This is a genomic window from Streptomyces sp. NPDC054796 (assembly GCF_053611545.1).
Genome location: NZ_JBSHAO010000048.1, coordinates 45,295 through 65,183 on the forward strand (window position 1 = coordinate 45,295; position 19,889 = coordinate 65,183).

The window sequence follows — 19,889 nt, forward strand, 5'->3', positions numbered from 1 at the left end:
ACCCGCAACTGATCTGGAGCAGCCCCGTGCCGCGTGACCACACCGTTCTCATCCCCGCCGACCCCGACGACGTCTTCTACGACCCCCACGGCTGGGCCACCACCTCCGGGTTCCCCGTTGCCGTACTTGACGGCCAGCAGGCGCGCTTCGTCATGCGCCGCATCCAGGACCGTGCCGTACGGCTCATGTACGAGCTGCCGCAGGGGCCCGCGTTCCTCACCAGCTACCCGCGCCCCCTGCCGTCCGGGCAGGTCATCGAGATCATGGAAGGCAACCTCGCGACGCTCCTCACCGGCTACGCCTGCCACGCCCTCCGCCTGCGCGAGAAGAGCGAACGCATCGCCGTCGACGGCGAACCCCGCGACTGCGTGTCCACCCTGCTCGCGCCCCGCCACTGGTGGCAGGCCCGTCACACCCGTATCGGCAAGGCCCTGCAACACGAGGGACGCACCGTCATCCTCACGGCACCCCTCGTCGGCGGACGCACACTCCAGCTCACCACCGTCGCCCCATAGAACCCCCGTCCCCTGGGGAAACCGTCGGCAGCGGTCCAGGGGACGGGCCCCACGTCCCGGCGTGGGCGCGACGGCGCCCGGACCCGCGCCAGGGCCCACGCCGGGGCAGCCGGGACGAAGAGCGGCTACAGCCGGGCGCCGATTCCGGTCAGCGCCCGGACCTCCATCTCCGCCTGCTTGTCCGGATCCGCGGGGCGCCTGCTGAACACGGTGCCGAGGAAGCCCAGCACGAACGAGAGCGGGATCGACACGATGCCGGGGTTGACGAGCGGGAAGAGGTGGAAGTCGACACTCGTGAAGATCGACGTGGAGGTGCCCGAGACCGCCGGTGAGAAGACGATGAGCACGAGGCAGGACACCAGGCCGCCGTAGATGCTCCACAGCGTCCCCGACGTGTTGAAGCGTTTCCAGAACAGCGTGTAGAGCATCGTGGGCAGGTTGGCGGAGGCGGCGAGGGCCAGGGCCAGCGATACGAGGAAGGCGACGTTCTGGCCGTCGGCCACGATGCCGCCGACGATGGCCAGGAGGCCGACCACGACCGCCGTCAGCCGGGCCACCCGGATCTCGGACCGGGGATCGGCCTTACCGCGCCGTATCACGTTGGCGTAGACGTCATGCGCGAATGACGCCGAAGCGGCCAGGGTCAGACCGGCCACGACCGCCAGGATCGTCGCGAAGGCCACCGCCGAGACGACTCCCAGGAGCACGACTCCACCGATATGGAAGGCGAGCAGCGGCGCCGCGGAATTCTCGCCGCCCGGGGCTTTGACAATGGCGTCGGAACCGACCAGCGCTGTGGCGCCGTAACCGACGACGAGAATTCCCAGGTAGAAGATGAACATCGACCAGGAGCACCACACCACCGACCGGCGCGCCTCCTTGGCATTCGGCACGGTGTAGAAGCGCATCAGCACATGCGGCAGGCTGGAGATTCCGAGGACCAACGACAGGGCCAGCGAGACGAAGTCGATTTTGCTGATCGCGTTCTGGCCGTAAGAACTGCCTGGTTCGAGCAGTCGGCTGCCCAACGGGCTGTTCTCCGTGGCCTGTTGCAGAAGCGCGGAAAAGCTGAATCCGAACTTGCCGATGATGAACACGCTGATGAATGACACGCACACCAGGAGCAGACCGGCCTTGATGATCTGCACCCAGGTGGTGCCCTTCATCCCGCCCACCAGCACGTACAGGAGCATGACGGCGCCCACGCCGCAGATGAGCAGCGCCCGCCCGCCCCTGGTGTGCACGTCCAGCAGCAGGGCGATCAGTCCGCCCGCGCCGGCCATCTGGGCGAGCATGTAGAAGAACGTGATGACCAGGGTGGCGTTGGCGGCGGCGGCGCGCACCGGACGCTGCTTCATGCGGAAGGCCATCACGTCGCCCACGGTGTAGCGCCCGGTGTTGCGCAGCCGCTCGCCGATGAGCAGGAGGGCGACCAGCCAGGCGACGAGCCATCCGACGGAGTAGAGGAATCCGTCGTAACCGTGGACGGCGATCGCCCCGGAAATGCCCAGGAAGGACGCCGCGGAGAGGAAGTCGCCGGACATCGCGATGCCGTTCTGCACACCGGTGAAGGCGCTGCCAGCGGCGTAGTAGTCGGATGCCGTCTGGTTTTTGTTGGTGACCCTGTAGACGATGAGCAGGGTGATGATGACAAAAACCAGGAACACGCTCAGATTGAGCATGGGGCTGCCGATGGCGTCGGATGCGATCTGCCGTTTCATTGCTTCTCGACTCCCGCCAGTTCGTGGATCCTGTCCACTTCCGGATCAATCCTCTTCCGGGCGAAACGCCGGTACGCCAGAACGATCACGATCGTGGACACGAACTGCAACAGACCGAGGATGGTGCCCATGTTGATTTCGCCCGTGACCTTTTGGCTCATGAAGCCGTGGGCGTAGGCGGAAAGCAGAGCGAACGTCATGTACCAGCAGAAGAAGAGCGCGCTCATCGGGAAGACGAACAGCCGGAGCCGTCTGCGTAGCTGGACGAACTCCTCGCTCTGCTGAATCGCGGAGTAGTCGGGCTCGCCTTGGCGACGGGGATCGGTGAACTCCCGTCCGGCAGGCCGCTCGGACACTTCAAAGGGGGGCGACCCTGCCGGCCTGGTCACGTTCCTCTTTCTGTGGATTCGGGCAGGAGGGCGCATGGGCGCTCCTGCGGCGAGCGGGCGAGCGATGGAAAGGAGCAAGCCGTAGCCCCTGGGCGGTGGAGAGTGTAGCGAGCCGCCACACACCGTCAACCAGTGCCCCACGGCTCACGCGGCGAGCGTCGAATCCCGCGTGGGTGCCCAGACGCACCCCGAGAACCGTTTCGAACCATTCAATGCCCGCAATGGCTCCGAACTGAGGGCGACTTGATCCTATTTTTGCCCAGCATTTACCGAACCCGCATGGTGTCGTCGACCGGACCTCCGAATGTGGAGATCATGTGCGTAAGGGTTTGGTTCGTCGACGACTGGGTCGGGGGGCCGCATTGTTGCCGTTCGTCTGGCTGTCCTAAACTCGCCTGGGTCCCACAGCGCTTGACAGGTCGGCACACGGCATGCGGGGATCGGTTCGCATCCGAGGATTGGGAGAGGGAACAATGGTTTTCCTTGGGCGCACCCGCGACGTCGCCGGGTCGGTTGAGGGCCCTTGGGTGAACCCTCCCTTAGTTTTCGAAATGCAACTATCCAATGCCCGGGACATATGCCCGCTCCTGGGGTCGTGCATCGTGGCGTGACCGCAGGCAGTCGCGCCATCCCCCTCCGGCACCACTCTGTGCTGCCGGGCGTCCCCGTCCTGCTCAGGTGAAAACCCGGGAGAAAACAGCATCGTGACAGGTACCAGCGAGCAAGCTCTTCCGAGTACGGAGTTCATACCGTGAGCGCGGCCAGGCATGCGGCCACGCGTCCGGCACGGCCGTCGCGGTGGGCTTCGCTCGTGCAGTGGCGGAACTGGCGGCTGCTGGTGAAGCTGGCGGCGGTACTGCTCGTGCCGGCCCTGCTCGCTGTCGGTCTCGGCGTCGTGCAGATCCATGACGACGTCACGCGTGCGAACTCGTACGCGGATATGCAGCGGCTGGTCAAGATGCGCGGTGAGCTGCGGACTTTGCTGAAGGCCCTGCAAATGGAACGCACGATGTCCGTCGAACGACTGAGTGCCGCCGACGCCGACGCAGACGCCGACGCCGACGCAGACGCCGACGCAGGCGCAGGCGACGCCAATGCCGACGACGCGGACGCCGCCGACGCCGCCGATCTGCGGAAGCAGCGGGAGAGCGTCGACAGCGCCAGGACCACCGTCGCCCACACCAGGAAGCAGGAGGTCTCGCTCACGGACGTCGCGGCGCATCGTTACAGCGACGCCCTCGGCCTCATGGACCGCCTGCCAGCCCTGCGCGCACAGGTGACGTCGGGCGACGTCAGTTCCTGGTCCGCGCTCAACGGCTACGGCAAGGTCATCACGGGGGTGCTCGATCTGGACCAAGCACTCGTCAGCGGCTTGCAGACCCCCCAACTCACCAGGGCGGCCACCGCGTTGTACGTCCTGGAGGCCGTCGAGGAGCAGATCCACCTGGAGCACGCGATCCTGATGCAGGCAGCGGGCCGGGGCCGTTCGATGACCCCGACGCTCACGAAGGCGCTGCGAGAGGCCGACGTACGCCTGCGGGACAGGCTCGCCGACTTCCGGGCCGTGGCCACCCCCGCTGAGCTGAGCGAGTACAAGCGGACGGTCACGGGCCCCGCCGTCACCCGGCGTGCGGACGTGGTGAGCACCGTGCTGGCCCAGCCCCTCACGTCGGGCACACAGCAGGACGCCGCGTCGCTGCCCGTCCCGGCCGACAGGTGGAACCGAGACTCGGAGACCGCGGGAGACCTCGTCGACAAGGTGTCGGGCGGCTTCCTCCACAAGCTGCGCACCTCGTCGGCCCAGGCGCAGGACGAGACGAGCGACCGCGCGGGCGCGGCCTCCGTCATCCTCTTCGCCGTGCTGCTGCTCGCCCTGACCATCGGCCTCGGCATCGGCAGGCATCTGCTGCGGTCGCTGACCGTCCTGCGCTCGACGGCGCTCGACGTAGCGGAGAACCGGCTGCCCGCCGCCGTCGAGAGCATGCGCGAGGGGCGCAAGGCGGACGGCGTGGTCGACGTCGTGCCGGTGCACACCACGGAGGAGTTCGGCCAGCTCGCCAGGGCGTTCGACACGGTGCACGCCGAGGCCGTGCGCCTGGCCGCGGAGCAGGCCGCACTGCGCGGTGACCTCAGGAGCACCCTGGTCAACCTCTCCCGGCGCAGCCAGAGCCTGGTGGACCGGCTGCTGCTGATGATGGAACAGCTCGAACGGCACGAGGAGGACCCGGAGCAGCTGGCCAGCCTCTTCACGCTCGACCACCTGGCGACGCGCATGCGGCGCAACAACGAGAACATGATGGTCCTGTGCGGCAGCAGCCTGGTGCGCCCTGCCCACGGCGCGGCGCTGGACACCGTGCTGAGGGGCGCGGTCTCCGAGATCGAGCACTATCAGCGCGTGCTGGTCCAGCCCAGTCCCGCCGTCGACGTGGTCGGGTACGTCGCCGGTGACCTGGGGCGGCTCGTCGCCGAACTGCTCGACAACGCCACGACGTTCTCCCCGCCGCATACTCAGGTGGGCATCGGCGGCATCCGGCAGGCCGACGGCTCGCTGCTGATCGAGATCCAGGACGGGGGGATCGGGATGAACGAGAGCGACCTGGCCAGGGCCAACCAGCGCGTGGCGACGGACACCGCCTCGGACGCGCCCGCGTCCCGGCAGCTCGGGCTGTTCGTGGTCGGCCGCTTGGCGGGTCGGCACGGCATCGACGTCAGCCTCAGCTCGCAGCCGGGCGTCAGGGGATTGCGCGCCAGCGTCGTGGTACCGGCCAAGCTGGTCACGGCACAGTCAACGGCACCGTCCCGCACGGACCAGCCGGGCGCCGTGGCCGGACGACGCCCCGCCGCCGCGCTTCCGACGCGGACGCCCGGCGGCCGGACGAACAGCGGCCGGACGGACGGCGGTCGGACGGGCGGCGGCAAGGCGGACGTCGGCAAGGCGGCGTCGGGCCTGCCGCAGCGGCCGGTCTCCGGTGCCGCCGTGACGACAAGGCCCGCTCCGGGCGGCAGGGCCGCGTCTCAACAGCCCGGCGGTCCCTCGTGGTTCGACCACCCCGCGTCGGCGGCGTCTGACCATGGCGCGAACCACGGCGCGGGGAACGGCGCGAACCACGGCGCGGGGAACGGCGCGAACGCACAGGTGCGGCGCCCCGCGCCGGAGAAGCCCGCACCCGCATCCGCCCCCGCGCCCGCAGCCCGCCGCCCGGCCTGGGACGGTGCGCGGGAGCCTGACCAACCGGCCGGGCTGACGGAGAACGGGCTGCCCAAGAGGGTCCCGCGAACGCGGCCCGCTCCGGCCCGGACCGAGCGGCCCGCCACCGGGGCCGGAGACGGGAACGGGAACGGGAACGGGAACGGGGACGGGAATGAGAACCGGGACGGGAACGGGAACGGGAACGAGGGCGCCGTGAGCAAGAACGCCAGCCGCGCCCACAGCTTCCTCAGCAGCTACCAGTCGGGCATCCGTCGGGCTCAGCCTGATCAGACGCACAATCCATCGGCGACGGGCAGGGAGACCCCATGACAGCACCCCACTCCCCGGAGGTGAGCCAGTTCGGATGGCTGGTCACCAACTTCACGGAGCGAGTGCCCGACGTGGCGCACGCCGTGGTGATCTCGGCCGACGGACTGCTGCTCACCGCATCGGACCAACTGGCACCCGAACGTGCCGAGCAGCTCTCCACCATCGCGGCGGGTGCCGTCAGCCTGGTCCAGGCCGTCGCCGACTGCATGGAGACCGGGAACGCGCTGCGCACCGTGATCCAGATGGAGCACGGCAACATGCTGATGATGTCGATCAGGGACGGCTCGTGTCTGGTCGCCCTGGCGGCTCCGGACTGCGAAATCGGCCAGATCGCCTACGAGATGACGGTGCTCGTCGACCAGGCCGGTGAGATGCTGACTCCGGAACTCCGAACCGAGTTGCAGCAGTTCCAGCAGACTGCTGCCCGATAGCCGGACGGGGAGAACATGAGCACCGGTGGAGGACCGTCCGGCCCTCGAAGAGATCAGGACGCGGAGGACGAACAGACCTTCGCCGACGTGCTCAACGCGTTCAGTTTTGGTACCGGACGGCGTAAGCGGAAGACCTCCGGCGATCGCGGCACGCCGGAGGACACGGCACACGGCGAGCGCGGCGAAGCCCCGCGGCCCCCTGCCCCTGCCCCCGAGCCGCGCGGTCCGGCTTTCCCGGAGGCGGAGGGCCACCAGCCGCCCGCCTGGGAAGCGGGGAACGCGGAGCCCGGCGCACCGGCCTCCTTCGTCCGCGCCTACGCGTGGACGGGCGGCCGGACGAGGTCGCACCACCACTTCGAGGTCGAGACCCTGGTCACCGCCACCGACCCGAGCGGTGTCCCCGCCGCCGCCACGCAGTGGGACCGCGCGGTGCTCGACCTGTGCCGGGAGCCGAGGTCGGTGGCCGAGGTGGCGGCACTCGTCGCGGTGCCCCTGGGGGTGGCCAAGGTGCTCCTCGGCGACATGGCGGACCGCGGGATGATCGTCATCCACGAGGCGGCGACCGACGCCGACGACACCCCGACCCAGGCCCTGCTGGAACGGGTTCTGACGGGCCTGCGCCAGCTCTGACGGGCGCCCCTCGCCCGCCGGGAACACCGCCCCCGCGCCCGCGCCCGCCCCGGGCCCCCTGCCCCCGGGTTCCCCGCACCCGCCCCGGCTTCCCTGCCCCTTGCCCCGCCGTGCGTTCCGCCCTCCCAGAGGAGGCCACGCTCGCGCGCTCCGTTAAGGCTGCCTTTAGAGCTGAGGCGAACCCGGATTTAGGCGTGCGTGTTTGCCTTGATCCGGCACCTGATGACTGCGACCGCGTCCTGGCAGGCGGGAAACGAGGAGATCGTTCATGTCGAAAGTCCTGGTGATAGGCGGTGGCCCAGGCGGCTCGCTGGCGGCAGCACTGCTCGCACGGGCGGGCATCAGCGTCACGCTCCTGGAACGGGACGTCTTCCCCCGATACCACGTCGGCGAGTCACTCACCTCGTCGTGCCGCGTGATGATGGACATCGCCGGTGTCCTCGACAAGGTGGACGCCGCCGGATTCACCAGCCGTCGTGGCGCGTTGCTCCGCTGGGGCGCCGAGGACTGGACCATCGACTGGGCCGAGCTCTTCGGTCCCGACGTGCGGGGCTGGCAGGTCGAGCGCGCTGACTTCGACGAGATCCTGCTGCGGCACGCCCAGGAGCAGGGCGTCGAGGTCGTGGAGGGCGCGCACGTCAAGGACGTGGTCTTCGACGGAGACCGGCCGGTCTCCGCGAAGTGGGTGGACACCCGGCGGGGCAACGCGCAGCGGGAGACCGGGTTCGACTTTCTCATCGACGCGTCGGGCCGGTCCGGGGTGCTCTCGGCACAGAAGTTCAGGAACCGGCGGGCCCACGAGATCTTCCGCAACGTGGCCATCTGGAGCTACTGGGACGCGGGCGAACTGCTGGAGGGCACCCCGCCCGGCGGTCTGAACGTCGTGTCGGCACCGGACGGCTGGTACTGGGTCATACCTCTTCGGGAGGGTCGTTTCAGCGTCGGCTTCGTCTCGCACAAGACGCGGTTCGTGGAACGGCGCAAGGAGTTCGGCTCGGACGACGAGATGATCCGGGCCCTGGTGGAGGAATCCAGCACGGTGCGGGAGCAGCTCGCCATGGGCGCTTTCTGCGGGCCCACCCGCGTGGAGCAGGACTATTCGTACGTGGCCGACAGCTTCTGCGGGCCGGGCTATTTCCTCGTCGGTGACGCCGCCTGTTTCCTCGACCCGCTGCTGTCCACCGGGGTCCACCTGGCGATGTACAGCGCGGTCCTGGCCGCGGCCTCGGTCATCGGCGTCGACGCCGAGCAGATCGACGAGACGGAGGCCCAGGGCTTCTACGAGTCCCTGTTCCGCAACGCCTACGCCCGCCTGATCGTGCTGGTCTCCGGGGTCTACGAGCAGTACAAGGGCACCGAGAGCTATTTCTGGCTGGCGCAGCGGCTGGTGCGGGAGAAGGAGACGTACGACCGGCCGAACGGTGCCTTCGCGGAGATATCGGCGGGCCTGACCGATCTGCGCGACGCCGAGGACACGCGGGGCGTGAGGGCGCTGCCGGAACTGGTCGAGGAGGCCGACCAGGCACGGAAGCGCGCCGACGAGGAGGCTCCGCAGGGGCAGGCGGCGAACCTCAGCGCACTGCGCATCGAGCCGAATGACCTCTACGACGCCGCGTCGGGCCTGTACCTGGTGACCAAGCCGCGTCTCGGCATCAGGCGGGCCCGCCAGCCTGCCGGAGCCTGACGACGTTCGTCGCCCTGATGTTCCCGTAATGCCCGTAATGCGGGCAAGGACCGTAACGCAGGCAAGGAAAGGAAACCGTCAGTATGCCCGCGCTCACACTTCCGCCCGACGTGATCAATTGGGTCTACGAGCAGAACCCGGACGTGGAAGAGATAGACCCGGACCTCGACCTGTTCGACTCCCGGCTGGTCAACTCGCTGTCGCTGATCGAGTTCGTCATCGTCATCGAGGAGGCGAGCGGCCGGACCATCGACCGCCGCAATCTCAAGACGGACCAGTTCCAGACGCTGCGCACCATCCAGGAAACGTTCTTCAACGGTGCGTCATAGTCCGGGTGGCAGACCGTGACCTCGGCAGAAAACGGTGACCTCGGGAGAAAGCAGTGCCGACTGTAGAAGCAGGGGGAACCCAGCTCTCCTACCAGGTACGTGGAAGTGGCGTCCCCCTGGTACTGATCGCTCCCGCGGCGTCACCCGCCGCCGTGTGGGACCGCTGTCAGGTACCCGCGCTCGTGCGGGCCGGGCATCAGGTCATCACCTTCGACAACCGGGGAAGCCGGCCGTCCGCCGTCCCGCCCGGCCCTTACACGCTGGAGGACTTCACGGCGGACACCATCGGCCTGATCAAGGAACTCGGCGTCGGCCCCTGCCTGCTGGCGGGCGTGTCCCTCGGGGCCATGATCGCGCAGGAGGTGGCGAGCGCGTACCCCGAACTGGTACGCGGGCTGGCCCTCATGGCGACCCGTGGCAGAGGTGACGCGTTCCGCGAGGCACTGGCGCGGTCCGGCGCGGAGGCGATGCGGGCCGCTGGCCGGATCCCCGCCGAGTTCGCGGCTGTGTCCACGATGAGCCAGCTCTTCGGGCCCGCCACCCTCGCCGACGACCGGCTGGCGAAGGACTGGCTCACGACGTTCACCCTCTTCCCGCAGCACGGGGAGGGATGGGCAGCGCAGTACGAGTCGACGATCGCGGGCGACCGGCTGGCGGGGCTCGCGGCGGTCCGCTGCCCGTCACTGGTGCTCGCCTTCGAACACGACGTGGTGATGCCGCCGGTGATGGGCCGCGCCGTGGCCGACGCCATACAGGGCTGCCGTTACGAAGAGCTGGCGGGCTGCGGCCACTTCGGATTCCTGGAAAGGCCCGACGAGGTGAACCGCATCCTCACCGACTTCTTCCGCACCGTGGTGTGACGCGTGGCGGCCAGACCTTCAGGAGCGTTCCATGCCGTACTCGCCCCCGCGGGCACCCGGCGCCCGCACCCGCGAGCGACTGGGGCTGCCGCGCCCCGGCGTACTCTCCTTCGCTCTGGAGAGCACGCCCCACGAGCCGCCCGGACCCGGCGAGGTGGGGATCCGCGTCCACGCGGCCGGGCTGAACTTCACCGATGTGCTGACGGCCATGGGGCTGTCCGGGACCTTCTACGACCACGTCCCGCCCCTGGGCCTGGAGTGCGCCGGAGTCGTCACCGGGACGGGGCCCGGCGTGCCGGGAGTGAAGGCCGGTGACCGGGTCGCGGCCGTCGTCGAGGACGCCTTCGCCTCCCAGGTCAACGCACCTGCGAGCGCCGTCGTGCCGCTGCCGGACCAGATGGACTTCGCCCAGGGCGCGACGCTCCCCGTCGCGTACCTCACCGCCTGGTACGGGCTGAGTCACCTGGCCCGGCTGCGCCCCGGCGAGCGGGTGCTCGTCCACTCCGCCGCCGGCGGGGTCGGTTCGGCCGCGACCGCGGTGGCGGCCTTCCGCGGCGCGGAGCTGCTGGCCACCGCCGGAACCCCGGAGAAGCGCCGTCATCTGAGCGAACTCGGCATCCGGCACGTCATGGACTCCAGGGACGGGACGTTCGGCCAGGAGACGCTGCGGGCCACGGGCGGGGAGGGCGTCGACGTGGTCCTCAACTCCCTCCCCGGCGACGCCATCCGCACGGGTCTGGAACTGCTGCGGGTGCGGGGGCGGTTCGTCGAGATCGGCAAGCGGGACATCATGGCCGACGCGCCCTTGGGGATGCTGCCTTTCCAGCGGGGCATCAGCATGCACAGCCTCGACCTCAGACTGCTCATGACGGAATGCCCGGAGCTGATCGGCTCGCTGCTGGACGAGTTGGCACCGCTGTTCGCCTCGGGCGAGCTGGCTCCGCTGCCCTGCTCCCCGTTCCCGGTGAAGGACGCCGCCGCCGCGTTCCGCAGGATGAGCGGGGGGCGGCACATCGGGAAGACCGTGCTGACCTTCGCCTGAACCGGGGGCGGGCGGCCCGGAGGCGGGCGGACCGGCTCCGCTCAGGGGCGGCGGCGCAGCATGTTCATGATGGTGAGGGTCATGACGGTCTCGTCACGCTGGTTGAGCACGGCGACATCCGTGTGGACCATTCCGCGGTCCGGCTTGGACCGGGAGGGGCGGGCCCGGACCACGGTGGCGCGGATCGACAGGCTGTCACCGGGCCGGACCGGCCGCAGCCAGCGCAGCTCGTCGATGCCGGGGGAGGCGAGAGAGGCCACCTTGCTGAGGTAGTGGTCGGCGTACAGCCGCATCATCACGGCCGTGGTGTGCCAGCCGCTGGCGATCAGGCCCTCGAAGGGGCCCTCGGCCGCCGCCTCGGGGTCGGTGTGGATGCTCTGGGTGTCGAAGCGTCGGCCGAAGTCGAGGATGTCCTCCTCCGTGACCGTGATGCTGCCGTAGCTGTGCACCGAGCCCGTTTCGTAGTCCTCGAAGTACCGCTCGTGGACGGGGGTGGTGAAGGTGTCGGCGGTGGTCGTCATCAGTCGTCAGCGCCCTCTCGGAGACTTCTGTCGGATCGGTCGGCGGCGGCCGTCGAATGGGTACGGTAACGCACCGCCACCTCCTCGAAGGCGGTGAGTGAACCGGGGTTGGCCAGTGCTCCGTCGGCTGCGACCTCCGCCGCCGCGGCCCCACTCAGGATGCGTTTGACGGGCACCTCCAGCTTCTTGCCCGAGAGGGTCCGGGGAACCGCGGGGACCCGCACGATGTGGTCGGGGACGTGGTGTCCGGAGAGGGAGTCGCGGAGTTCGTCGCTGATGCGTGCCCGCAGGGACGCGTCCAGCACGACGTCCTCGCGCAGCACCACGAACAGCATCAGCTTGCCGCTGCCCGCCGTCTCCACGTGGACGACGAGTGAGTCGGTCACTTCGCCGATGTCCTCCACCACGGCGTAGAACTCGGCGGTCCCCAGGCGTACTCCGCCGCGCTTCAGCGTGGCGTCGGAGCGCCCGCTGATGACGCACGACCCCCGTTCGGTGACGGTGATCCAGTCCCCGTGGTGCCAGACGCCGGGGAACCTGTCGAAGTAGGCGGCACGGCGACGGGTGCCGTCCGTGTCTCCCCACAGGGCGACGGGCATGCTGGGCATCGGTTCGGTGATCACCAGCTCACCGGTGCTGCCGGTGACGGACCGGCCCTCCGGGGTGTACGCCTCGACCTTCGCGCCGAGGGCCCGGCAGGTGATCTCCCCTTCGACGACGGGCAGCAACGGCACCCCGCCGACGAAACCGGTGCACACGTCGGTGCCGCCCGAGAGCGAGGTGAGGACCGGGAGCCGCGGCCCCTCACCGGTCGCCGGGAGCCGCGGGGCCTCGCCGTCCGTCGGGAGGCGCGCGGCCTCACCGGCCGCGGCCTCCTCGTAGACCCACCGGAACCCCTCCGCCGGCAGGGGAGAGCCCGTCGAGCCGATGCCGCGCAGCCGGGAGAGGTCGTGATCCCGCCACGGGGTGAGCCCCGCCCTGCGGGACGTCATCAGGAACGGTGCCGAGGTGCCGAAGTACGTGGTGCCGGAGTCCGCGACGAGCTGCCACAGCGCCCCGTACCCGGGGTGGTTGGGGTCGCCGTCGAACAGGACCACCGCGCTGCCCACGGCGAGGCCGGAGACGAGGTAGTTCCACATCATCCACCCGGTGCTGGTGAACCAGAGGAACCGGTCGGCGGGGCCCAGGTCGTGGTGCAGGGCCAGCATCTTGAGGTGTTCGAGGAGGATCCCGCCGTGGCCGTGCACGATGGGCTTGGGGAGCCCCGTCGTACCGGACGAGTAGAGGATGTAGAGCGGGTGGTCGAAGGCCACGTCCTGGAAGGCGGGCTGCCGGAGGGCGGCGGCCCGTCCGGGGCCCGGGGCCGCTCCGGCGGCCGGTGCGCTGGTGCCGGGCGCGGCGGTCTCCCCGGGCTCCTCCAGCAGGCGGTCCCAGGAGAGGGCGTCGTCCAGACCGGCCCCCGTGTACGGCACGCACACCGTGCGGGTCAGCGACGGCAGCGCGGCGCGGATCTCGGCGACCTCCTTGCGGCGGTCGGTGAGCCGCTCCCCGGAACGGTAACCGTCCACCGCCACCAGGACCTTGGGCTCGATCTGCTGCCAGCGGTCCCGCACCGACCGGGCCCCGAACTCGGGTGCGCAGGAGGAGAACACGGCCCCCAGTCCGGCGCACGCGAGCAGCAGCACCAGTGCCTCGGGGATGTTCGGCAGATAGGCGGCGACCCGGTCTCCCGCCGTCACGCCGAGACGGCGCAGGCCGCGGCTCGCCCGGGCGACCTGGTCACGCAGCTCGTCCGCGGTGACGACGACGGTCTCCCGGGTCTGCGAGTAACCGAACACCATGGGGGCCGAGCCGTCGGCCCCCGGCATGGCCAGCACGCGCTGGGCGTAGTTCAACCGGGCGCCGGGGAACCAGCGGGTGTCCGCCGGGTCCGGGCCACCGGCACGTGCGGTCGACGGTACGTGCGGGGTGACGTCGAAGTGCTCCCACAGCGAGGTCCAGAACTCGTCCAGCGAGGACACCGACCAGCGCCACAGCTCGGAGTAGTCGCGGAAGCGCAGGCCGCGCTGTGCGTCGAGCCAGCGCAGATAGTGCCCGATGCGGGTGCGGTCCAGGACGTCGTCGGGCGGAGTCCACAGGGGGGCGGGGACGGTCACGGTCGGTCGTCACCTCGTACGTCACTTGTGGCGGGGGAGTGGGCGGTCAGCAGGACGAGGCATCCGGCGTATCCCGGTTCGGGGGTGAAGGCGATGTCCGCCCACGTGCTTCCGCGGCCGTGGTGCTCCGCACCGATGTCCCGCAGCCCGGCTCCGGAAGCCTTTGTCCACGCCTCGCGCCTGGTCCAGCTTCGATACCAGTCGGCGACGCGTTCTCCCCCGGGCGCGGTGGACCACTGTTCGTACTCGTCGGCGGAGAAGAAGTGCCGGGCGATGCCGGTGAAGTCCCGTCCGGGAGCGAGGCGTTCGACGTCGACGCCGACGCGTCCCGGCCCCTTCGTCACGGCGAGGACGGCGAGCCGGCCGGAGTGGGCGAGGTTGAAGTCGAGGCCGGCGACGGCCGGCCGGGCCAGGAAGGGGCGGCCCTCGTCCGTCGAGCCGAACGCGATCCCTTCCCCGCCTTCTCCGCCGCCCGTGACGTGGCGGGCGAGCACCCGCCGGGCCAGGGCACGGCCCGCGACGTACTGGGCCCGGGCGGTGTCCGTGCGGATACGGGTGAGGCGTGCGCGTTCAGCGGCGGAGAGGGTGGCCTCGTCAGCGGCGTACGCCTCCGTATGAGGGGCGGCGCAGCGGGTGCTCCACAGTTCGACGGGCTGCTGGAGTGGCCGGTACACGCCCAGCAGACGGGTCCTGCCGGGCTCCGTGTTCGCGTCCTGGCCTCGGGGCCTGCCGGGGTCCGTGAGGGGGCCGGTGCCTGTGAGGGGCCGGCCGGGGTGCGGATTCATCGCGATGGCCTCCTGGGCGCGAGGCGGTGTCCGGGGGCCGCGCGGGGTGCCCGGAGACACCGTAGGGAGCCGCCTTAAAGACCGGCTAACCGGTGCCTTAAGCCGGGCGTGGGGAGGGAGGGTCCGGCTGTGTCCTGGCGGCCGTCGCGACGGCCAGGCAGGCGACCCCGGTCAGCGCGGAGAAGGCCACGACGGCGGGGAAGAGCCCGACCTCGGCCGCGAGGAACCCCACGCCGATGACCGGGATACCGACTCCGAGGTAAGTGATCATGTAGAAGGCGGACAGCACTTCGGCCCGGCTCTCCGGCGGCGCCAGCTCGTTCGTACGGGCCAGCGCCGCCATGAAGGCGATGCCCTGACCCGTCCCTCCGACGACCGCGGCGGCCAGCAGCAGGGGAGTGAGCCGGGTGGCACCCGCAGCGGCGAGCAGCGCCAGACCGGCGACGAGCAGGAGCAGGCCGACGGCAGGGCGCGCGACGGTGCCGGTGCGTGACAGGACGTACTGGGCAAGGGCGGCGCAGAGCAGGAACATGCCCGCGGCCGTCCCGGACAGCAGCAGGTTGTCCCGGTGCAGGATCACCGAGGTGTACGAAGGCACCATGGCGAGGAAGAGGGCGACCACCGCCCAGCCCAGGAAGCTGACGGCGCCCGCGAGCGCGAACTGCCGCCGGGCGGCGGCCGGGATGCTGGGGCGCCGTGGACGCCAGGCTGGCCGGGGACCGGTCGGCGCGGGGAGCTGGGTGACGGCGGCCATGGCCAGGGCGAGGAGCCCGAGTTCGAGGAGATAGGCCAGGCGGAGAGGCAACGGGGCGTACTGGGCGAGGAGCCCGGCCAGCACGGGGCCGAGCCCGCCGCCGCCTGTGACCATGGCCGAGGCGAGCGAGGAGGCCCGGGGGCGGTTGCCGGACGGCTCGGTCTCGACGAGGGCGGCGGTCAGTGCGCTGGAGGCCGCGCCGACCGAGATGCCCTGGAGGGCGCGGGCGGCGAACAGGGAGCCGACTCCGTCGGCCGCGGCGAAGAGCGCGGCGGCCACCCCGGCGAGCGCGATGGCGGGAACGACCACCCGGCGATGCCCGATGCTGTCGGCCAGCGCACCGGACATCAGCAGGGTGGGCACGAGAGTTCCGGCGTAGACGGCGAAGACCAGGGTGACCACGATCGGGGTGAAGCCGAACTCGGCCTGATAGCGCGCGTACAGCGGGGTGGGCATGTTCGTGCCGACCGTCAGGACGAACAGGATGTAGGCGGCTGCGGCGAAGGGCAGGGCGCCACGCGCGCCGGAGTCGCGGACAGGTGCGGTTAAGGCTTCCGACCGGCCAGTTTCTGTGGGGCGAGAGGTCATGGGGAACCGTATTCGACGGACGCTTCGGTGCCGGCCGAAGTGTCGTGGCGTCCTGTGCCCGGGCGCTGCGCGGGGCGGCGGGCCGGGTTACGCGGCGGAGAGCGGAGAGTCGACGTGGTCGAGCCACGGCTCCCGCGCGAGTACGGCACGGTGGAGTTCCCGCAGGCGGGTGCAGGGCTCCATGCCCAGATCCTCGTCGAGCTGCCGTCGCAGCGCGTGGTAAACGGCCAGGCATTCGGGGACGCGGCCACTGCGGTAGAGCGCGATCATGAGGTACGCGTACAGGTTCTCCCACATCGGGTGCTCCTCCAGGAGCACGTACAGTTCCCCGATCAACTGGGAGTGCCTGCCGAGGCTGAGTTCGATCTCCATGCGTTTCTCGCGGACCGCGTTGCGCCGCTCCTCCAACTGCCGGGCGTACGCGTCCATGGTGGAGGCGCCTCGTACGTCGGCGAGGGCGGCTCCGTCCCACAGTCTCAGTGACTCGGACAGCAGCGACGCGGCCTCCCGCGCCTGGCCGGCTCTGGCGACCTGCTGGGCCCGTCTGGTCAGGAAGTCGAACACCGTGAGATCGAGCGAGGCGCAGCTATCGGTCCGGAGCGTATAACCGGACGAGTCCGTGGTGATGACGGTGTTGCCCGCGTCCGCGTGGGAGATCTGCTGCCGGAGTTTGGAGACGTATACCTGGAGCGCGGTGGCCGCCGTCCGCGGTGGGTTCCCGGACCACAGGGCGTTGATGATGCGTGCCGGGGGCACCGGTCGGTTCGCGTTGAGGCAGAGCAGGGCCAGTAATGTGCGCACTTTGAAGGCCCGTGGGGTGACTGTTTCCCCAGCTTCGGTCACCATTTCCACCGGGCCCAAAATGTGGAACCTCATCTGTCTCCTCGTGAAGTCGCGGAACGACGCACCCGGAGAAAGCATGTGAGGGCCACGGAGTGCATGTCAAGGTATTTCCCCTTCCTTTGGCCAGTAGGCCCTCTTGTCGGCACCTGTTATAGTGCGCATCTATTGGTTTTCGTAAGTGCGTATATTTCGCGACAAGGAACTACAAATTAGCGGCGATATGCATTTAGGTCCCTCGCTTATGCGGTACTTAGGGATCGCTTTGGCTGTTCTTCGGCGCCGGGTGGGAAGGTTGCCCGGAATCCCTGGTGGGCCGGTCGAGGAGGCTTATGTACCAGTTCGCATTTACTTCGGTTGACGACCCCAACCTGGCGCTCGCACTGAAGATCCTGCCTGCTTTGATCGTGGTGCTCGTGGCATCAGCCGTGTGCGGAAGGTTGGCCATCGCGGTGAAACAGCCGCGCGTGCTCGGGGAAATGGTCGCAGGTGTTCTTCTCGGGCCGACATTCCTCGGCATGCTGTTGCCTGATATTCAGCAGCGGCTCTTCCCCGCGGAAGTGAAATCCTTCCTCTATGTGCTCAGCACGATTGGGCTGACGCTGTACATGTTCCTGGTCGGCGTCGGGATGGAACACGGTGAACGCGGCGAGGCGAAGAAGACCGGACGTCAGGCCACCGTGCTCGCCATGTCGGGCGTGCTGCCGGCCCTGGTGCTGGGCGCCGGTGCCGGAGTGCTGTGGTACGACGAGTTGTCCCGGGGTGACATATCCCGTGCGGAGTTCGCGTTCTTCGTCGGCTCAGCGCTGTCCATCACGGCGTTCCCCATGCTCGCCCGCATCCTGTACGAACGAGGTCTTCAGCACAGCCGGCTGGGCAAATTGTCACTGGTCGCCGCCTCGATGGACGACGCCGCGGCGTGGTGCCTGCTGGCGGTGCTCTCGGCCGTACACGCCGGTACCGGCCTCACGGGCGCGCTGCGGACGATCGTGCTGGTCGCGATCTTCGCGGCGCTGATGCTGCTGGTCGTCGCGCGGCTGCTGCGGCCCCTGGGAGCGACGGTGGCGCGGACCGGGAGGCTCGCCCCCGGGCAGATGTATCTGGTCGCCGTGATCGTGCTGACCGCGGGCTGGTTCACGGACTTCATCGGCGTGTATTCGGTCTTCGGCGGTTTCATCGCCGGTCTGGCCATGCCGCGGAACGCGGCTTTCAGGGAAGCGCTGCACGGCAGAATGATGGACTTCGTCTGCGTCTTCCTCCTGCCTGTCTTCTTCGCGTTCTCCGGCCTCAACACGAAGCTCGGCGGGGTCACCGATGGAACCATGCTGCTGGCTCTCGGCACGCTCCTGGCGGCCGGGTTCGCCGGAAAATACGTGGGCTGCGGGCTCACCATGCGGGCGGTGGGCTACTCATGGCGGGAGTCCTGGGCGGTGGGCGGTCTCATGAACGCCCGGGGCCTGATGATCCTCATCTTCATCAATATCGGCCTCGCGCAGAAAATGATCACGCAGGAACTGTTCTCCATGCTGGTGCTGGTCGCGGTGATCACCACGGCGGGGGCCGTTCCGCTCTTCCGCTGGGCCCTTCCCCCGCGTCACGAAGCGCGGCTCCTGCCCCCTGTTCCCGTCGGCACGGAGATGGATACGACGGGGCCCGCCCCGCGTGACGCGGCGGACGTACCGGCGGAGACCCGCCGGTGAACCGGAGCTTTCGGCCGCCGTTAAGCGGCGTTTTATCGGCCGGTGGTTCCCTGACCGGGTCATGGAGCGTCGGATTCACGGCCCCACGAGGGCCGTTGAACCGGCGCGGGGACCGTTCCTGCGCTGAGGAGAGAGCATGGCGGACAACGTTGCTGGGCCGAGCGGGGAGAATGAGCGGCGCTGCGTGCTGGTGACCGGGGCAGCCCGGGGAATCGGCCGCGGTATCGCCCTCAAGCTCGCGGGCGAGGGCTACGACGTCGTCGGCTGCTACCGGACCGAGAGCGAGGACTCTCGTGAGACCCGGGAGAAGATCGAAGCCCTTGGCGCCCGTTCGTACTTCACCACGTGCGACGTACGCGACCGGGACGAGGTCGAGGAGATGGTGGACCGGGTCGAGAAGGAGTTCGGCCCGGTCACGGCCCTGGTGAACAACGCGGGGATCACCAGGAACAGTCCCATGCCGCTGCTGTCGGCAGAGGCGTGGGACGACGTTCTCGACACAAACCTCAGCGGTATGTGGAACGTCTGCCAGGCCGTGATGTACCGCTTCTTGCGTCGCAAGCGCGGAACGTGCGTGAACATCTCCTCGATCGTCGCGCTCAGCGGCTTCGTGACGATGAGCAACTACGCCGCGAGCAAGGCCGGCATCATCGGCATGAGCAAGTCGTTGGCGCGGGAGGTCGCCGGGCACGGAATCCGGGTCAATGTCGTGGCCCCGGGAATCACCGAGACGCAAATGCTCGAAGACATTCCGGTGCCGGCCCGGGAGAAAATGCTGGACCGCATTCCGCTCCAACGGTTCGGACAGCCCGAGGACACCGCTGAGATGGTCGCCTTCTTGCTGTCGGACCGCGCCGCGTACATCACCGGCCAGGTCATCCGAGTGGACGGCGGCGCGGCCCTCTGAGCGCCTTGCCTGGTTCCGTGACACGTATGCGCCGACCCCCGCCCGTGCCGTCTCCACCACCGGCCCCGGCCCGGACAAGATCCGGTGTCGCGGCGGGAACATTTTGGATCTTGTGAAGTCATCGCGGGACCAACGAACCCCCGCTCGTCTCCCGCGGCGGGGCTTGAACCTGCCCATCCCCCATAGGGACGCGCCGGACCTGTTCGAGGAACCGCGCCTCGGTGTCCTTCTCGCCGATGAACTGCTTCAGCTCCTGGTCGGCATCCCGGAACGCTTCAGCGACAGAGACCGGCGACAACCTCGTCAGCTTTCGCGCGAAGCAAGACGGGCCTGGGCGTCTGGGCGCTGCCGACCGGTCTGCCGCCGGGGACGGGAAGGCCCCTCGGCCACTCGCCGGGCCTCGGACAAGTGATCGAAGACGGAGTGACGGCCCCTCCGTCCACGGAACCGGCCCCGTGTCCACTGAGTGTCCACTGGATCTTGGTCCGGACGGTGAAGAGGGGGGCCGCCGCGTGAT

Annotated in this window: 17 protein-coding genes; 10 read left to right on the top strand and 7 right to left on the bottom strand. The window is 69.4% G+C overall.

What is annotated here, in order from left to right; all coding sequences use genetic code 11:
* The first annotated feature begins 26 nt into the window (after positions 1-26).
* Entirely contained in the window at positions 27-515 is a 489-nt protein-coding gene (locus tag ACWGJ2_RS30830) for a hypothetical protein (protein WP_453349567.1), read from the top strand.
* A 125-nt stretch (positions 516-640) separates the two neighbouring features.
* Here the strand turns inward: ACWGJ2_RS30830 and ACWGJ2_RS30835 are convergent, their stop codons facing one another.
* Both ACWGJ2_RS30835 and ACWGJ2_RS30840 read right to left on the bottom strand, forming a co-directional pair.
* A complete protein-coding gene (locus ACWGJ2_RS30835) occupies positions 641-2,236 on the bottom strand; it encodes a solute symporter family protein (protein ID WP_453349568.1) in 1,596 nt (531 codons plus the stop codon).
* A complete protein-coding gene (locus ACWGJ2_RS30840; protein ID WP_453349569.1) occupies positions 2,233-2,625 on the bottom strand; it encodes a DUF485 domain-containing protein in 393 nt (130 codons plus the stop codon). The genes ACWGJ2_RS30835 and ACWGJ2_RS30840 overlap by 4 nt, the downstream gene beginning before the upstream one ends.
* Positions 2,626-3,436: 811 nt before the next feature.
* On the opposite strand from ACWGJ2_RS30840, the gene ACWGJ2_RS30845 reads away from it, so the two are divergent.
* The 7 genes from ACWGJ2_RS30845 (at position 3,437) to ACWGJ2_RS30875 (ending at position 11,121) form a co-directional block, all read left to right on the top strand.
* Positions 3,437-6,145: a sensor histidine kinase gene (locus tag ACWGJ2_RS30845; protein WP_453349570.1), complete on the top strand. Its 2,709-nt coding sequence runs from the start codon at positions 3,437-3,439 to the stop codon at positions 6,143-6,145.
* Complete coding sequence (locus ACWGJ2_RS30850; protein WP_453349571.1) at positions 6,142-6,576, top strand: roadblock/LC7 domain-containing protein; 435 nt, start codon at positions 6,142-6,144, stop codon at positions 6,574-6,576. Before ACWGJ2_RS30845 ends, ACWGJ2_RS30850 begins: the two co-directional genes overlap by 4 nt.
* Before the next feature lie 15 nt (positions 6,577-6,591).
* Positions 6,592-7,206, top strand: a complete 615-nt coding sequence (locus ACWGJ2_RS30855; protein WP_453349572.1) for a DUF742 domain-containing protein — start codon at positions 6,592-6,594, stop codon at positions 7,204-7,206.
* A gap of 268 nt (positions 7,207-7,474) precedes the next feature.
* The gene (locus ACWGJ2_RS30860) at positions 7,475-8,890 is read left to right on the top strand and encodes a tryptophan 7-halogenase (RefSeq protein ID WP_453349573.1); all 1,416 of its coding nucleotides are present in this window, start codon (positions 7,475-7,477) and stop codon (positions 8,888-8,890) included.
* A gap of 83 nt (positions 8,891-8,973) precedes the next feature.
* On the top strand, positions 8,974-9,219 hold the full coding sequence (locus ACWGJ2_RS30865) for an acyl carrier protein (RefSeq protein WP_453349574.1): 246 nt from the start codon (positions 8,974-8,976) through the stop codon (positions 9,217-9,219).
* Positions 9,220-9,272: 53 nt separating this feature from the next.
* Positions 9,273-10,079 carry an alpha/beta fold hydrolase gene (locus ACWGJ2_RS30870; protein ID WP_453349575.1) on the top strand — a complete coding sequence of 269 codons (807 nt, stop codon included), beginning with the start codon at positions 9,273-9,275 and terminating at the stop codon, positions 10,077-10,079.
* Between the two features lie 31 nt (positions 10,080-10,110).
* Complete coding sequence (locus ACWGJ2_RS30875; protein ID WP_453349576.1) at positions 10,111-11,121, top strand: zinc-binding dehydrogenase; 1,011 nt, start codon at positions 10,111-10,113, stop codon at positions 11,119-11,121.
* Positions 11,122-11,162: 41 nt separating this feature from the next.
* On the opposite strand, the gene ACWGJ2_RS30880 is transcribed toward ACWGJ2_RS30875, so the two are convergent.
* The 5 genes from ACWGJ2_RS30880 to ACWGJ2_RS30900 form a co-directional block, all read right to left on the bottom strand.
* Positions 11,163-11,642, bottom strand: coding sequence for a MaoC family dehydratase (locus tag ACWGJ2_RS30880; protein ID WP_453349577.1), 480 nt, complete (start codon positions 11,640-11,642; stop codon positions 11,163-11,165).
* Positions 11,642-13,798: an acetoacetate--CoA ligase gene (locus ACWGJ2_RS30885; protein WP_453349578.1), complete on the bottom strand. Its 2,157-nt coding sequence runs from the start codon at positions 13,796-13,798 to the stop codon at positions 11,642-11,644. Before ACWGJ2_RS30885 ends, ACWGJ2_RS30880 begins: the two co-directional genes overlap by 1 nt.
* Positions 13,795-14,583 carry a 4'-phosphopantetheinyl transferase family protein gene (locus ACWGJ2_RS30890; protein WP_453349579.1) on the bottom strand — a complete coding sequence of 263 codons (789 nt, stop codon included), beginning with the start codon at positions 14,581-14,583 and terminating at the stop codon, positions 13,795-13,797. Before ACWGJ2_RS30890 ends, ACWGJ2_RS30885 begins: the two co-directional genes overlap by 4 nt.
* Positions 14,584-14,680: 97 nt before the next feature.
* Positions 14,681-15,925, bottom strand: coding sequence for an MFS transporter (locus ACWGJ2_RS30895; protein WP_453349580.1), 1,245 nt, complete (start codon positions 15,923-15,925; stop codon positions 14,681-14,683).
* Between the two features lie 87 nt (positions 15,926-16,012).
* Positions 16,013-16,726 carry an AfsR/SARP family transcriptional regulator gene (locus ACWGJ2_RS30900; protein WP_453349581.1) on the bottom strand — a complete coding sequence of 238 codons (714 nt, stop codon included), beginning with the start codon at positions 16,724-16,726 and terminating at the stop codon, positions 16,013-16,015.
* Positions 16,727-17,097: 371 nt separating this feature from the next.
* On the opposite strand from ACWGJ2_RS30900, the gene ACWGJ2_RS30905 reads away from it, so the two are divergent.
* Together ACWGJ2_RS30905 and fabG are read left to right on the top strand one after the other, a co-directional pair.
* A complete protein-coding gene (locus ACWGJ2_RS30905; protein ID WP_453349582.1) occupies positions 17,098-18,465 on the top strand; it encodes a cation:proton antiporter in 1,368 nt (455 codons plus the stop codon).
* Positions 18,466-18,601: 136 nt separating this feature from the next.
* On the top strand, positions 18,602-19,372 hold the full coding sequence (gene fabG / locus ACWGJ2_RS30910; RefSeq protein ID WP_453349583.1) for a 3-oxoacyl-ACP reductase FabG: 771 nt from the start codon (positions 18,602-18,604) through the stop codon (positions 19,370-19,372).
* Positions 19,373-19,889 lie beyond the last annotated feature (517 nt).

Excerpts from the sequence above, each read along its gene's own strand:
- ACWGJ2_RS30835 (WP_453349568.1), bottom strand. The coding sequence starts at position 2,236 with ATGAAACGGCAGATCGCATCCGACGCCATCGGCAGCCCCATGCTCAAT.
- ACWGJ2_RS30850 (WP_453349571.1), top strand. The coding sequence starts at position 6,142 with ATGACAGCACCCCACTCCCCGGAGGTGAGCCAGTTCGGATGGCTGGTC.
- ACWGJ2_RS30855 (WP_453349572.1), top strand. The coding sequence starts at position 6,592 with ATGAGCACCGGTGGAGGACCGTCCGGCCCTCGAAGAGATCAGGACGCG.
- ACWGJ2_RS30860 (WP_453349573.1), top strand. The coding sequence starts at position 7,475 with ATGTCGAAAGTCCTGGTGATAGGCGGTGGCCCAGGCGGCTCGCTGGCG.
- ACWGJ2_RS30865 (WP_453349574.1), top strand. The coding sequence starts at position 8,974 with ATGCCCGCGCTCACACTTCCGCCCGACGTGATCAATTGGGTCTACGAG.
- ACWGJ2_RS30875 (WP_453349576.1), top strand. The coding sequence starts at position 10,111 with ATGCCGTACTCGCCCCCGCGGGCACCCGGCGCCCGCACCCGCGAGCGA.
- ACWGJ2_RS30880 (WP_453349577.1), bottom strand. The coding sequence starts at position 11,642 with ATGACGACCACCGCCGACACCTTCACCACCCCCGTCCACGAGCGGTAC.
- ACWGJ2_RS30890 (WP_453349579.1), bottom strand. The coding sequence starts at position 14,583 with ATGAATCCGCACCCCGGCCGGCCCCTCACAGGCACCGGCCCCCTCACG.
- ACWGJ2_RS30895 (WP_453349580.1), bottom strand. The coding sequence starts at position 15,925 with ATGACCTCTCGCCCCACAGAAACTGGCCGGTCGGAAGCCTTAACCGCA.
- ACWGJ2_RS30905 (WP_453349582.1), top strand. The coding sequence starts at position 17,098 with ATGTACCAGTTCGCATTTACTTCGGTTGACGACCCCAACCTGGCGCTC.
- fabG (WP_453349583.1), top strand. The coding sequence starts at position 18,602 with ATGGCGGACAACGTTGCTGGGCCGAGCGGGGAGAATGAGCGGCGCTGC.